General features: G+C 69.0%; 15 protein-coding genes. 7 read left to right on the top strand and 8 right to left on the bottom strand.

Going from position 1 to position 12,379, the window contains the following annotated elements; translation table 11 throughout:
- On the bottom strand, positions 1–409 hold a 409-nt coding region (locus ACT4N3_RS02105), incomplete at its 3' end, for a dienelactone hydrolase family protein (RefSeq protein WP_444853553.1).
- Positions 406–1,053, bottom strand: a complete 648-nt coding sequence (locus tag ACT4N3_RS02110) for a glutathione S-transferase family protein (RefSeq protein ID WP_444853554.1) — start codon at positions 1,051–1,053, stop codon at positions 406–408. The genes ACT4N3_RS02105 and ACT4N3_RS02110, both read right to left, overlap by 4 nt.
- A gap of 465 nt (positions 1,054–1,518) precedes the next feature.
- Here ACT4N3_RS02110 and ACT4N3_RS02115 point away from each other — a divergent pair, with 465 nt between their 5' ends.
- From ACT4N3_RS02115 to ACT4N3_RS02125, 3 genes are read left to right on the top strand one after another with little or no spacing between them, the layout of a single operon-like run.
- Positions 1,519–2,205 (top strand): hypothetical protein, encoded by a 687-nt coding sequence (locus ACT4N3_RS02115; protein ID WP_444853555.1) that lies wholly within the window; start codon positions 1,519–1,521, stop codon positions 2,203–2,205.
- A gap of 10 nt (positions 2,206–2,215) precedes the next feature.
- Positions 2,216–2,623, top strand: coding sequence for a hypothetical protein (locus tag ACT4N3_RS02120; RefSeq protein ID WP_444853556.1), 408 nt, complete (start codon positions 2,216–2,218; stop codon positions 2,621–2,623).
- 13 nt (positions 2,624–2,636) lie between these two features.
- Positions 2,637–3,401 carry a hypothetical protein gene (locus ACT4N3_RS02125; protein WP_444853557.1) on the top strand — a complete coding sequence of 255 codons (765 nt, stop codon included), beginning with the start codon at positions 2,637–2,639 and terminating at the stop codon, positions 3,399–3,401.
- Positions 3,402–3,408: 7 nt separating this feature from the next.
- On the opposite strand, the gene ACT4N3_RS02130 is transcribed toward ACT4N3_RS02125, so the two are convergent.
- Both ACT4N3_RS02130 and ACT4N3_RS02135 read right to left on the bottom strand, forming a co-directional pair.
- Positions 3,409–3,912 (bottom strand): hemerythrin domain-containing protein, encoded by a 504-nt coding sequence (locus ACT4N3_RS02130; protein ID WP_444853558.1) that lies wholly within the window; start codon positions 3,910–3,912, stop codon positions 3,409–3,411.
- A gap of 53 nt (positions 3,913–3,965) precedes the next feature.
- Positions 3,966–4,259: a plasmid stabilization protein gene (locus ACT4N3_RS02135; RefSeq protein WP_444853559.1), complete on the bottom strand. Its 294-nt coding sequence runs from the start codon at positions 4,257–4,259 to the stop codon at positions 3,966–3,968.
- Between the two features lie 165 nt (positions 4,260–4,424).
- Here ACT4N3_RS02135 and ACT4N3_RS02140 point away from each other — a divergent pair, with 165 nt between their 5' ends.
- A complete protein-coding gene (locus ACT4N3_RS02140) occupies positions 4,425–4,646 on the top strand; it encodes a hypothetical protein (RefSeq protein ID WP_444853560.1) in 222 nt (73 codons plus the stop codon).
- A gap of 3 nt (positions 4,647–4,649) precedes the next feature.
- On the opposite strand, the gene ACT4N3_RS02145 is transcribed toward ACT4N3_RS02140, so the two are convergent.
- Positions 4,650–4,796 (bottom strand): hypothetical protein, encoded by a 147-nt coding sequence (locus tag ACT4N3_RS02145; protein ID WP_444853561.1) that lies wholly within the window; start codon positions 4,794–4,796, stop codon positions 4,650–4,652.
- Between the two features lie 22 nt (positions 4,797–4,818).
- Between ACT4N3_RS02145 and ACT4N3_RS02150 the strand changes: the two genes are divergently transcribed.
- Complete coding sequence (locus tag ACT4N3_RS02150; protein ID WP_444853562.1) at positions 4,819–5,862, top strand: metallophosphoesterase; 1,044 nt, start codon at positions 4,819–4,821, stop codon at positions 5,860–5,862.
- Positions 5,859–6,899, top strand: a complete 1,041-nt coding sequence (locus tag ACT4N3_RS02155; protein ID WP_444853563.1) for a hypothetical protein — start codon at positions 5,859–5,861, stop codon at positions 6,897–6,899. The genes ACT4N3_RS02150 and ACT4N3_RS02155 overlap by 4 nt, the downstream gene beginning before the upstream one ends.
- Here the strand turns inward: ACT4N3_RS02155 and ACT4N3_RS02160 are convergent.
- Both ACT4N3_RS02160 and ACT4N3_RS02165 read right to left on the bottom strand, forming a co-directional pair.
- Entirely contained in the window at positions 6,896–7,720 is an 825-nt protein-coding gene (locus tag ACT4N3_RS02160) for an SdiA-regulated domain-containing protein (RefSeq protein ID WP_444853564.1), read from the bottom strand. The genes ACT4N3_RS02155 and ACT4N3_RS02160 overlap by 4 nt on opposite strands.
- Complete coding sequence (locus ACT4N3_RS02165; protein ID WP_444853565.1) at positions 7,717–8,397, bottom strand: DUF4956 domain-containing protein; 681 nt, start codon at positions 8,395–8,397, stop codon at positions 7,717–7,719. The genes ACT4N3_RS02160 and ACT4N3_RS02165 overlap by 4 nt, the downstream gene beginning before the upstream one ends.
- A gap of 172 nt (positions 8,398–8,569) precedes the next feature.
- Here ACT4N3_RS02165 and ACT4N3_RS02170 point away from each other — a divergent pair, with 172 nt between their 5' ends.
- Positions 8,570–11,323, top strand: a complete 2,754-nt coding sequence (locus ACT4N3_RS02170; protein ID WP_444853566.1) for a TonB-dependent receptor domain-containing protein — start codon at positions 8,570–8,572, stop codon at positions 11,321–11,323.
- Positions 11,324–11,422: 99 nt separating this feature from the next.
- Here the strand turns inward: ACT4N3_RS02170 and ACT4N3_RS02175 are convergent.
- Positions 11,423–12,379, bottom strand: a 957-nt coding sequence (locus ACT4N3_RS02175) for an NAD(P)-dependent alcohol dehydrogenase (protein WP_444853567.1), incomplete at its 5' end; no start/stop codon positions are given.

Here is a 12,379-nt window from a genome sequence, read left to right on the forward strand (position 1 = left end):
CGAGCGAAAGAAAGTCCGGCGCGGTGGTGTCAAAACCGGCCAGCGCCACCCGCCTCGCCACGTCGCGAATATGTTCGTTGAGGCCGCGATTCTCGTGGATCACCAGCACCGAGGGCGGGCGGGCGCGACGACCACCCTGCGGCGCCAGGTCTCGTCGGATGACGCGATAGGCGCTGATCGAGACACTGTCGAAATTGAAGCGGTGATCGCGGCTTTGCAGCCGGGAATCGTCCGCCGCGACCTGCGGCGCCGCCTGGGCGTTGGCGGCGATCCCGGAGAGCATCATGCTCGCCGCCGCCGCGCCGCCGGCGATACGGGTCAGCTCGGCCATGAAGACACGCCGGTCCATGCCGTCATGCGTGAACCGGTCATAGAGCGCGATCGCTTCGCGCAGCCGCTCCTCGCTCATGCCGGCTGGGGCGTCGGCTGCGGCTGCTCCCGCGGCATCGCCGCATTGTCGAGCTCGTCGGCGCGCCGCGCCGCCGGGCGCGATTGGAGCCGGCCGAAATACTCCTCGAACGCCGGTCGTTTCTCGATCGTGCCGAACATCATGCCCCAGCCGAGCTGGGCGCCGAGATAGAGGTCGGCGGCGGTGAACTGCTCGCCGCAGATATAGGGGCCGGGGCGGAGCGCGGTTTCCAGCGCGTCGATCACCGCCTCATAGCTGCCGTAGCCGACCATCGCCTGCTTGTCGGCCGGCGCGAGCAGGCCCATCGACTTGCCGGTCACGGCCTGCTCGACCGGCCCGGCGGCGAAGAACAGCCAGCGATAATAAGGCCCGCGCGCCATGCTCGTCGGCGGCGGCGCGAGATTGGCCTCCGGGAAGGCGTCGGCGAGATAGGCGCAGATCGCGGCGGCCTCGGTCACCACCGTGTCGCCATGCCTGATCGCCGGCACCTTGCCCATCGGGTTGACCGCCAGATAGTCGGCGCCCTTCATCGTCGTGCCGTAATCGAGGATCACGGTCTCATAGGGCTGGCCGACCTCCTCCAGCATCCAGCGGGCGATCCGCCCGCGCGACATCGGGTTGGTGTAGAGAATGAGGTCGGTCATCGGGATGCTCCTCTCGTCATTCGCCTCAGACTAGCCTCATCGGATGATGAACGGGAGTCGGCCTGTCCCGCGCGAAGATCGTTTCGCCCTTGCAACTTGATCCAAATAGGCGGAGCATCTCGCGAGCCACGCTGCAGGAGGAATCCGATGAAAGCAGTGCGTAGGTTCAATCGCCGTTCGTTCCTCCTTCGGGTCGCGGTGGCGCCGCGCTGCTCGGCGCAACCGGCGCCGCGGCGCAAGACCCCAATTATCCGGGCCTCGGCGAGGAAGAGGCGCGCGCCGGTCGCGCCCGAGGCGCCTGCGCCGGCTTACCGACAATGATTTCGCCCCGGCGCCGATCAGGCGGGATGCGCGCGGCCTCGGCGGCCGATGACCCGGGCCACCGACAGGGACGCGGGATGCGCCGCTGATCTGCCCGGTCGTGGGCGCGGCCGCCGTCGCGCGCGCTAACGGAGGAGGTCAGGGATGAAAGAGACCAGAAAGCTCAACCGTCGCTCGTTCCTGGCGAAGGTCGCCGGCGGTGCGGCTATTGGCGGCGGCGCATTGGCCGTGATCGCGCCGGCCGCCGCCCAGACCGGCATCACCGACCGCGATCCCGGCGACCGGGTCGGCTATGGCCGCGGCGGCGGCACTGGCCTCACTGATGCCGATAGTGGACCGGGCGCGGACCCGGCGGGGCGGGGCCGCGGCGCCAGCGGCCCGCCGCGCGGCGTCGGCGAACATACCGGCGTCACCGACGCCGACACCGGCTCGAGCGCCGATCCGCCGCAGCGTGGCCGCGGACGGCAGTTCGGCGCCGACGTCAACGTGGCGCGCCAGTGTCAGGCCCAGGAATGCCAGGCGGCGCGCGGCCAGATTAATATCGCCGATTACGAGATTCGTCGGCGCGAGACACTGATCGGCGACATGCAGAGGGTCTACGGGGAGCTGGTTGGCTCGTTGCCGTACGCGCGCGCCCAACCCGATCAATACGCGGCGACTTATGCCAATCGTGTCGCGGGCGTCGGCCTCAGCGTTTCCAGCAACAACGATCCCTATAATACCGTCGCCCAGCTCGACCAGCGGATGGCGCAGGTGCGGCAGGAGCTGGTGAGTTACCGTCAGTATCGTGCCCAAATCGTCACTCTGATGCAGAACTATAATTGCCCTTGAGGGAAAGCCGATGAAGCGCCGATCGCTCAATCGCAGGTCGTTCCTCGCTAGCGTCGCCGGCGGCACGGCTGGCGGGACTCTGGCGCTGATCGCGCCCGCCATGGCGCAGACCGGGATCACGGACCGTGACCCGTCCGATCCGGTCGGCCGTGGGCGGGGCGGCGGCACCGGAATCACCGATACGGACAGCGGCCAGGGCGCCGATCCCGCCGGGCGGGGCCGGGGCGGCAGCGCTTCGCAGCGCTTCTCCGACAGCGACTGCGGGCCGAACGCGGATCCGCCCGGCTGCGGCCGCGGCGTGACCGGCATCACTGACCGCGACAGCGGCGCCTATGCCGATCCGGCCCGGCGCGGCCGCGGCAGCGGCGACGATCGCTATGCCGCACTCATGCGCTGCCAGCGCGGACGCATGGAGTAACGGGAGGAAGGTCATGAGGCGCAGGATCAGTCGCAGGTCGTTCATCGCTGCCGTTGCCGGCGGCGCGGCGACCGGCGCCGGCTCGCTCGGGCTGGTGATCGGCCGTGCCCAGGCGGGCCAGGTCACCGACCGCGATCCCGGCGATCCGGTCGGCCGCGGACGGGGCGGCGGGACTGGCATCACCGACAGCGACAGCGGCGTTGGCGCGGACCCCGCCGGCCGGGGCAGGGGCGGCGGGCCGCGTCCTGGCGCGACCGGCGTCACCGACAGCGACCCTTCCGATCCGGTCGGCCGCGGCCGGGGCGGCAGCGGCGTCACCGACAGCGACACCGGCCCCTATGCCGATCCGCGCGGAAGGGGGCGCGGCGGGCAGCGTGGGCCGAGCGCGAACAGCCCCTACGATCCCGCCGCGCGCGACGAGCGCTGCGAGAACAACCGCCGCCTCTACGCCGAGCTGAACCGCGATGGCTCGACGCCCGAAAGCTGGTCGGAAGGACAATTGCGCGTCGCCGAGGCGGATCTAGAGGCGATCGGGGGAGCGATCAGCATGCAGAGAACTAACAGCAGTGGGAACCAGCAGGTGCAGGATCGCGCCTGGTCGATCATTGCGCCGATCGGGCCGCGATACGGCTTTCCCATCACCCGTTCGAGCGACTGGTACCGGCTCGAAGGTGAGCTCCGGCGTCAGATTTATCTCGCGCGAACCTCGCCCGTGCGGGCCGAGCGGATGCGCCAGCTTCAGAACGCACGCACCAACCTCGCCGCGCTCGGCTGCTAGGGCCGGCTCAGGCCGGTTCGACGACGCTCGGCTTGGCCGGCGGCAGAACGCCCGCTTCGGCCTGCGCGATCAGATCCTGCTTGCGGGCGAGCATCGCGTCGCGAAGCGCGACGAGGTCGACGTCGGTGTCGCGTGCCTGCGAGAACATGCCTTCGGACGGCCGCTCCTCTTCCTTGACGTGATGCTCGATCTGCTCGGAGAGCACCTTCACCTTGGCGTCGTAAAATTCTTCTTCAGGGCTGCCGGTCATGATGTCGTTGATCAGGACCTTCGCCCCGTCATGCTCGACATAGGCCTCCTCGAGCAGCTCGTCCTCGATCTTGCCCTTGAGCGCCGGATAGAAAATCTCCTCCTCGATCATCGTATGGATCTTGAGCTCGTCGCAGATTTCCCCGGCGAGCTTGCGCTTGCGCTCCATGCCGCGCGCATTCTCGTAAGATGCGAAGAGATTCTCCACCGTGCGGTGGTCCGCCTTCAGCAGGGCGATCGCGTCGGTAAACTCGTCTGGCATGGATTCCTCCCAATTGCGGTCGCGAAAAAGACTGAAGCGCGGCAGGGTTCCCATCAGGCGTTGCCGCGCCTGCGGCGGGTGTCCCAGCCCTTGCGGGCCGCCGCCGAGCGCTGCTCGGCCGAGCCGGACTCTTGGGCGCGGCCGCCGCGCGAGGAGGAAACGTGCGTGTCGGGCTTGCCGCGCCCCGATCCGGACTTGTTGCCGCCGCCCGATTCCTTGTTGACCGTGGCCCAGGCGCGAGCCTTCGCGCGCTTCGCCGGCACGCCGCGATCCTCATAGCCCTCGGCGATATGCTCGGCCTTGCGCTTCTGCTTGTCGGTATAGGCTGATTTGTCGCCGCGCGGCATCGGCCCGCTCCCTTGTCGCTTCGAACGCAAAACGCCGCAGGCCGGAAACGTATCCGCCAAAAATATTGACCTCGATCAGTATCCTGATGAGTCGATCCTTTGCCGCGGGAACACGGGACGGCGCGAACGGTTGATGGCTGGGGAAGGCACCCCAGGGAGTTGCAGATGGCGCTGTTCAGATTCGGCCCGGAGCATCCGGGCGATGAACGCGATTATTGGCTGGAGCGGGCGGATTTCCATCTCGACCTGGGTGTGCGGACCGCCGACACGCGGGCCAGCTGGGCCCATTACCAACTCGCCGGCCGCTATCTCGATCGCGCTTATGGTGGTGCGCCGGCCGGCCTCTCGACCGATCATCAGCTCGTCGCCGAGCCGGTCGCCGGCTGAGCCTCAGCCCGGCAGCAGAGCGTCGAGCGCCATCATCGCGCTCGCCGCGCCGATGAAGAGAAGCAGGCCGAACTCGATCCTGAGCAGCATGAAGGCCTGATACTCGGCAAAGGTGAACGGGGCGGAAAGGCGCGACCTCGACCGCGCCACCCCCTTCGGTTAGGCTCGCCTCATGTGGGCGTGGGCGAGGCACTGGATCGACGCAACATTGCTGCTCCTGCTCGTGCTCGCCAGTCCGGCGCCGGCGACGCCCCGCATCGTCGCGGTCGGCGATCTGCACGGCGATCATAGAGCCTTCGTCGCGATCCTGCGCGCCGCGCGGCTGATCGACGCGCGCGACCATTGGATCGGCGGCGATGCGATCTTCGTCCAGACCGGCGATGTCACCGATCGTGGCCCGGATTCCCTGCGCATCATTCGCGACCTGATCCGGCTGCAGCGCGAGTCCCAGGGGGCCGGCGGCCGCGTCGTCGCTTTGGTCGGCAATCACGAGGCGATGAACCTCACCGGCGATCTGCGCTACGTTCATCCGGGCGAATATGCCGCCTTCGCGACCCGGGATTCGCGCCGCCGCCGCGACCGTTTCTACGAGCGGAACCGCGGGGCGATCGAAACGCATTACCGTGATCGCGATGCGCGCCTCACTGGTGGGCAGATCCGCGACCGGTTCGAGCGCGAAACCCCGCTCGGCCAGATCGAGCATCGCGCCGCCTGGGCGCCCACCGGCGAGATCGGTCGCTGGGTCGCCTCCAATCCGGCCGTCGCGTTGATCGACGGCAATCTCTTCGCTCATGGCGGGATCGGCGTCGCCTATGCCAATCTCTCGGTCGACGAAATCAACCGCCGAGCGACCGAGGCGCTGCACGCCAACGCACAGGGTCGGGACGCGATCATCAACGACCCGCGCGGGCCGCTCTGGTATCGGGGGCTGATCCGGCGCGACGCCGATACCGAGGCGCCGCCCGCGACCGCCGTGGCCGAAGCGCCCCCGCCGTCGATGGAGGAGGAGATTACGGCCGTCCTCGCCGCCTTCGGCGCGCGGCGGATGATCGTCGGCCATACGCCCAACCTCGCCGGCATCCAGTTCCTGCACGGTGGCCGGCTGATCGCGATCGATACCGGTATCTCGGCCCGTTATGGCGGCCCGCGGACTTATCTGGAGATCGTCAACGGCGAGGCGACGGCGCATGTCGTGCCGGGGGGAGCGGCGCGATGACGCGATGGATGGCGCTGGTTCTGGCCGCGCTGGCCGCGACGCCGGCCGCCGCTCAGCGCGCGCCGCACCCTTTGTTCGCCGATCAGCAGATCATCCAGCTCACCATCCGCGGCCCGCTGCGCGACCTGATGCGCGTTGCCGAGCGGTCCGAGGAGGCGCGCGACGCGACCCTGACGCTGAGCGGCGCGCGGACCGAGACGCACGCGATCCGCCTCTCGCCACGCGGGATCAGCCGCCGCCGGCGCGACGTCTGCACATTCCCGCCGCTCCGGATCGAGTTTCGCGAGCGGCCGGCCGCCACATCCTTCTTCACCGGCCAACGCCGGCTGAAGCTCGTCACCCATTGCCGCGCGCAGGAATCGTTCAGCAACTTCACTTTGCTCGAATATGCCGCCTACCGGTTGCTGAACGCGCTCACCCCGGTGTCCTTGCGCGTCCGCCTCGCCCGCATAGACTATGTCGACGAGGGCTCGCGCCAGCCGATCGCCAGCCGGCTCGGCTTCCTGATCGAGGACACGGACGCCGCCGCGCGTCGCAACGGCCTGACGGAGGTGGAGCTGCGCGGGACCATCCCGGTCGCCCGGCTCGATCCGCGCGCCGCCGCCCGCACTGCCGTGTTCAACTATATGGTCGGCAATCTCGATTGGGCGATGAACGCCGGCCCGGCCGGCGACACCTGCTGCCACAACACGAAATTGTTCGGCGCGCAGGCGGCGGGGGCGGCCTTGGTCCCGGTGCCTTACGATTTCGATTATTCGGGTCTGGTCAACGCGCCTTATGCGGTGCCGCCGGCCCAGGTGCCGGTGCGCAACATGCGGATCCGGCGCTATCGCGGCTTTTGTTCCCACAACAGCCATGCGCTTGCCGTCGCGGCCGAATTTTTCGCCGCCCGCCGCGCTGTCCTCGCCGCGCTCAATGAGGTGGCGGAGCTAAGCGCCGGCTCGCGCCAGTCGGCGGCCACCTGGTTGAATGGTTTCTTCGAGGATGTCGCCACGCCGGCGGAGGTCGAGCGTAACCTGCTCCGGACCTGCCTCTAGCGGGCGGTCGGATAGACGGTCAGCCGGCCGCTTCCGCCGCTGTCGCCCCGTTCGTCGGCGATCGCGAGCGCGCCGTTCGGCATCACCGCGACGCCCTCGGCTTGCGGATGGCGCAGCGCTTCCAGCACCCGCTGATTGGTGACGCGGCCCCGCTCGTCCAGCTCCAGCAGCAGCCGGTTGCGCGCCGAGACGATGACGATCCGCCGCCGGCCTGCGTCCCAGTCGATCGAGGAGGGGGCGAAGCCGCGCCGGTTTTCGCCCAGCGCCTCCTCCAGGTCCGCGTCGATGAACGGCGCGAGCCGTCGCGCCGCGATGTCCCAGGCGAGAATCAGCAGGCGGCCGCGATTGCCGCGCCCCCGTATCTCCTTGCACAAGATCAGCAGCCGGCCCGGCTGGGGCGCGAGCGACAGGCCCTCGATCTCGCATTGCTCGCCGGCGCCGGTGTCCACTGTCTCGGGCGTCACCGTCGCGCCGTCTGCCGCGGCCGCGAAGCTGCTCAGCATGCCTTCGCTGGTGATGACGAAGATGCGGCCGTCCGGCGCCGCGATGCCCTCGAAATCGCCCCTTCCGCCGAAGCGGAAGGAGCGCAGGATCCGCCCGTTCTCGACGGAGATTTCCCGCACCATCGCTTGCTCGTCGTCATGCGCGAACAGGCTGGTCGGGCTCGCAACGGCAAGGCCGGAGATCTCGGCGAGGCTCTCCGGCAGCGCGATCACCCGCACGCCGTCCGCCTCGGAATTGGCGGAGGCGTTGGCTTCGTTGCTTGCCGGGCTGCCGGTGCAACTCGCCAGAAGGAGCAAGGCAAGAGCGGCGCGGCTCAAGCCTCGTTTTCCTTCCTGGCTTTGCGGCGCTCCTCTTCCGCCTCTTCCTCCTCGTCCTGATCATCCCACAGATTGCTCCTGCGCATGAAGCGCTCGCCGCCGCGACGGTGGCCGTAATCGGTCATCCACAGGACGAGGAAGGAGTAGTTGAACGCGATCGACATCACGATCGCCAGCTCGACCGCGCCGATCCCCGCCGCCAGGCCGATGCCGATCGACAGCAGGATGAACAGCACGTCGCCGGGGCTCTTGAGCGCGTTCCTGAACTGCACCCCGGCCGCGATCCCGGCGAGCGCGAAAGCCAGCGCGAGCGAATTGTGGACGACGATGACGATCGAGGTGACGATCATCGGCAGCAGCACGACCGTCTGGACCAGCGCCTGGTCATATTCGTCGCGATGGCGAACCTTGATGTAGGTCCAGCTCACCGGGATCGCCGCGACCAAAGCGCCGGCGATCGCGATCGCCAGCCACATCAGGCTGTCGCCGAGATTGCCGACCTGGCTCGCGCCGATCTGCACACCGGTCCGCCCGGCCGGCTGGTTGATCAGCGCCTCGACCCCGCCGATCGGCAGGAAATCGATCAAAGGCGGATAGAGCAGGGTCGCGACGAACAGGCCCAGCCCAAGCGCCGCATAATAGATGGTCAGCCAGGCGAGCAGCTTGAACGTGCGCATCTTTTTCCCCTGCCGCCAAGTGTAGGGCGAAGCGTGCCCATCCGCCAAGGGCAACGCCGCTACAAACTGTTACAAATTTTCTTGAGAGTGAACGGGCGCGACACTGGTCATTCAGGCCGCAACTGGCAAAGGCGCTCGCACGTTCGCGTCGCGGAGCAGTTTCTTGTCCCCCTTGCGTCTTCCCCTTCTCACCCTGTTGTTCGCCGGCGTCGCGCCGGCGCCCCTGCTCGCGCAGCAGGCGCCACCGCCCGCGCCCCGCGTCGCCCCGCCGCCGCCGGGGCAGAACGGCGATGCCACGGAAGAGGGCGACGAAGAGGAAGCGATCGTGGTCATGGGTCAGCCCTTGCGCGGCGCCGTGCCCGGCAACATTCGCCCGATCGAGACGCTGAACGCGCGCGACGTCCGCTCCTACGGCGCCTCCTCGGTCGGCGAGCTGGTCGAGGCGATCGCGCCGCAGACCCGGGGCGCCGGCTCCGGCCCGCCGATCGTGCTGCTGAACGGCCAGCGCATCTCCAGCTTCCGCGAGATCAGCGGCATTCCCCCTGAAGCCATCGTCCGGGTCGAGATCCTGCCCGAGGAGGTCGCGCTGCAATTCGGCTACCGGCCGGACCAGCGGGTAGTGAACATCGTCCTGCGCCAGCGTTTCCGCGCCTTCATCGCCGAGCTCGGCCGCCGCATGGCGACCGACGGCGGCTTCTCCGCGAACCGGGCCGAGGCGGGACTGCTCCGCATCGGCCAGCAGGACCGCTGGAGCATCGAGCTCGAGGCCTCGGACGAAGGACCCTTGCTCGAAAGCGAGCGCGGCATTCGTCAGGCGGCGACCTCGTTCGATCTGCTCGGCAACATCATCCCGGCGGCCGGCGCGACGCAGGTCGATCCGGCGCTGAGCGCGCTTGCCGGCGTGCCGGTCACCATCGCCGGCGTTCCCGCCTCCGCCGCAACCGGCGCCCCCGGCCTCGCCTCCTTCCTGCCTGGCGCGAACAACGCCAATGTGAGCGATGTCGGCCGGTTCCGCAGCCTCGTCGCCGAGACCCGGCGTCTCTCCGGCAACGCCACCTACAGCCGGATGATCTTCGGCAATGTCGCCGCCTCGCTGAACCTGCGCGCCGAGGCGACCGAGAGCGAGCGCCTCTTCGGCCTGCCGCGGGTCAGCCTGACGCTGCCGGCCGGCAATCCCTTCTCGCCGTTTGGCAACGACATCGTGCTGAACCGTTATTATGCCGGCGCCGGCCCGCTCGTCCGCGAGAGCGAGGGCCTGACGCTGCATGGCGGCCTGACGATGAGCGGCGACCTCGCGCCGCTATGGCGCTGGAACTTCACCGCCAATGCCGATTGGGCGCGCAACGAGAGCCGCACCGGCACGGGGTTCGCCACGGCCGCGGCTCAGGCGCGGTTGCTCGCCAGTGATCCCGGGTTCAACCCCTATGCGGCTCTCGCGGGCGTCCTGGTCCCGCTCGCCGACGACCGCACCGAGACCCGGACAAGCAGCGCCGACGCGCAATTGCTGGTCAACGGCCGCCTGTTCCAATTGCCGGCCGGCCCGGTCACGCTCAGCGCCCGCATCGGCGGCGCGACCCAGGGGCTGGAGGGCGAATCCTTCCGCGCCGGCCTGACCGACATCCGCGATCTCTCGCGCACCGCCGGCAATGGCCAGGTCAGCGTCGATCTGCCGATCGCGAGGCGCAGCCGCGACGTGCTCGCCGCGCTCGGCGACCTTTCCCTCAACTTCAACGCCGAGGCCGAAACCCTGTCGGACTTCGGCACCCTCACCACGTTCGGCGCGGGCCTCAGCTGGACGCCGCTGCCCGCCGTCCAGTTCATCGCTTCCTGGCAGCAGCGCGAGGTCGCGCCCAGCATGACCCAATTGGGCGATCCCCTCTCGCGCGATCCCAATTCGCGCGTGTTCGATTTCCAGACCGGCCGGACCGTGGACATCACCCGGATCACCGGCGGCAATCCGGATCTGCTGTCGGAGACGCGGCGCATCCTGCGCCTCGGCCTCACCGTCCGCCCGTTCGAAGAGACCGATCTGGTCTTCACGGCCAATTACGTCCGCACCCGGATCGACGATCCGATCGCGCAATTCCCGACCGCGACGCCGGAGATCGAGGCGGCGTTCCCGTCCCGCTTCATCCGCGATCTCGGCGGCAATTTGCTCAGCATCGACAGCCGGCCGGTCAATTTCGCCCGCGCCGAGCGGCAGGAGCTGCGCTGGGGCGTCACTTATTCCCGCCCGATCCAGAACAGCCCGCCGCCGGGTGGCTGGGAGGCGTTCCGGCAGCGGATGCGCGAGGCCCGCGAGCGCGGCGAGGCGCCGCCGGAAGGGTTTGGCGGACGCAGGCGCGGCGGCGAGGGCGGCTTCGGCCAGGGCGGCGGCCGTGGCGGCTTCGGCGGGCGCGGCGGCCGTGGCGGCTTTGGCGGCGGCGGCTTCGGCGGCCGGGGCGGGCGGATCAACTTCGCCCTGTTCCACACCTGGCGGCTGCAGGATCAGGTGCTGATCCGCCCCGGCGTGCCGGAGCTCGATTTCCTGAACGGCTCGGCGGCCGGCAATCTCGGCGGCAATCCGCGCCACGAGGTGGAGCTGCAGGCCGGCATCTTCCGCGACGGCATGGGCGCGCAGCTCTCCGGCCGCTGGCAAAGCGGGACGCGGGTCGACGGCGCGCTCGGCGGCGCGACCGACCTTAGCTTCTCGGACCTCGCGACCGTGAACCTCCGCCTGTTCGCCGACCTGTCGCAGCAGCGCGCTCTGGTCCGCCGCATGCCGTTCCTGCGCGGCACCCGCATTTCGGTCGAGTTCAACAATCTGTTCGACCAGCGGATCGGGGTCACCGACGGCAACGGTGTCATGCCGCTCAGCTACCAGCCCGGCATTGTCGACCCGATCGGCCGCTCGGTGACGATCACGCTGAGGAAGCTGTTCTTCTAGGAAGAAGAGCCACCCCCGGCCCCTCCAGCAAGAGCTGGAGGGGAGGGCAGGGCACACCCCCCTCCACGCCTTCGTGGAGGGGGCAGGGGGTGGGCCCCCTTACTTCAGCGACGCCATGTCGATGACGAAGCGGTACTTCACGTCGCTCTTCAACATGCGCTCGTAAGCCGCCTCGATCTGCTGGATCGGGATCATCTCGATGTCGGAGACGATGCCCTTCTCGGCGCAGAAATCCAGCAGCTCCTGCGTCTCGGGAATGCCGCCGATCAGCGAGCCGGCGAGGCTGCGCCGCTGCATGACCAGATTGGCGGGGTGCAGCGGTGGATGCGGCGTCGACGGCACGCCGACCAGCACCATCGTCCCGTCGCGCTTCAGCAGCGTCAGGAAGGCGTCGAGATCGTGCGGCGCCGCCACGGTGTTCAGGATGAAGTCGAGCTTTCCGGTCTGCGCCTGCATCTGTGCCGGATCGCGCGAGACGACCACCTCGTCGGCGCCCAGCGCCCTGGCGTCCTCGACCTTGCTGGCCGAAGTGGTGAAGGCGACGACATGCGCGCCGAGCGCGCTGGCGAGTTTGATCCCCATATGGCCGAGACCGCCGATCCCGACCACGCCGACCTTCTTGCCCGGCCCCACATTCCAGTGGCGGAGCGGCGAGTAGGTGGTGATGCCCGCGCAGAGCAAGGGCGCGACCGCGGCCAGATCCTTCTCGTCATGCCGCACATGCACCACGAACTCCTCGCGCACGACGATCGAGTCCGAATAGCCGCCCTTGGTGTTCTCGCCGGTGATCTTGTCGGCGCCGTTATAGGTGCCGACGAAGCCGCCCTCGCAATATTGCTCCAGCCCTTCCTTGCAGGCCGGGCAGGTCAGGCAGGAATCGACCAGGCAGCCCACGGCGGCGAGATCGCCGGCCCTGAACCTGGTCACCTCCGGCCCGACTGCGGTCACCCGTCCGACGATCTCATGCCCCGGCACGCACGGATAGACCGTCCCCGGCCATTCGCTGCGCACCGTGTGCAGGTCCGAATGGCAGACGCCGCAATAGAGGATGTCGAT

Origin of the sequence: Sphingosinicella sp., from assembly GCF_052388015.1 — a bacterium.
Classification (GTDB): Bacteria; Pseudomonadota; Alphaproteobacteria; order Sphingomonadales; family Sphingomonadaceae; genus Allosphingosinicella.

Excerpts from the sequence above, each read along its gene's own strand:
- ACT4N3_RS02125 (WP_444853557.1), top strand. The coding sequence starts at position 2,637 with ATGAGGCGCAGGATCAGTCGCAGGTCGTTCATCGCTGCCGTTGCCGGC.
- ACT4N3_RS02150 (WP_444853562.1), top strand. The coding sequence starts at position 4,819 with ATGTGGGCGTGGGCGAGGCACTGGATCGACGCAACATTGCTGCTCCTG.
- ACT4N3_RS02130 (WP_444853558.1), bottom strand. The coding sequence starts at position 3,912 with ATGCCAGACGAGTTTACCGACGCGATCGCCCTGCTGAAGGCGGACCAC.
- ACT4N3_RS02115 (WP_444853555.1), top strand. The coding sequence starts at position 1,519 with ATGAAAGAGACCAGAAAGCTCAACCGTCGCTCGTTCCTGGCGAAGGTC.
- ACT4N3_RS02140 (WP_444853560.1), top strand. The coding sequence starts at position 4,425 with ATGGCGCTGTTCAGATTCGGCCCGGAGCATCCGGGCGATGAACGCGAT.
- ACT4N3_RS02110 (WP_444853554.1), bottom strand. The coding sequence starts at position 1,053 with ATGACCGACCTCATTCTCTACACCAACCCGATGTCGCGCGGGCGGATC.
- ACT4N3_RS02165 (WP_444853565.1), bottom strand. The coding sequence starts at position 8,397 with ATGCGCACGTTCAAGCTGCTCGCCTGGCTGACCATCTATTATGCGGCG.
- ACT4N3_RS02155 (WP_444853563.1), top strand. The coding sequence starts at position 5,859 with ATGACGCGATGGATGGCGCTGGTTCTGGCCGCGCTGGCCGCGACGCCG.
- ACT4N3_RS02120 (WP_444853556.1), top strand. The coding sequence starts at position 2,216 with ATGAAGCGCCGATCGCTCAATCGCAGGTCGTTCCTCGCTAGCGTCGCC.
- ACT4N3_RS02135 (WP_444853559.1), bottom strand. The coding sequence starts at position 4,259 with ATGCCGCGCGGCGACAAATCAGCCTATACCGACAAGCAGAAGCGCAAG.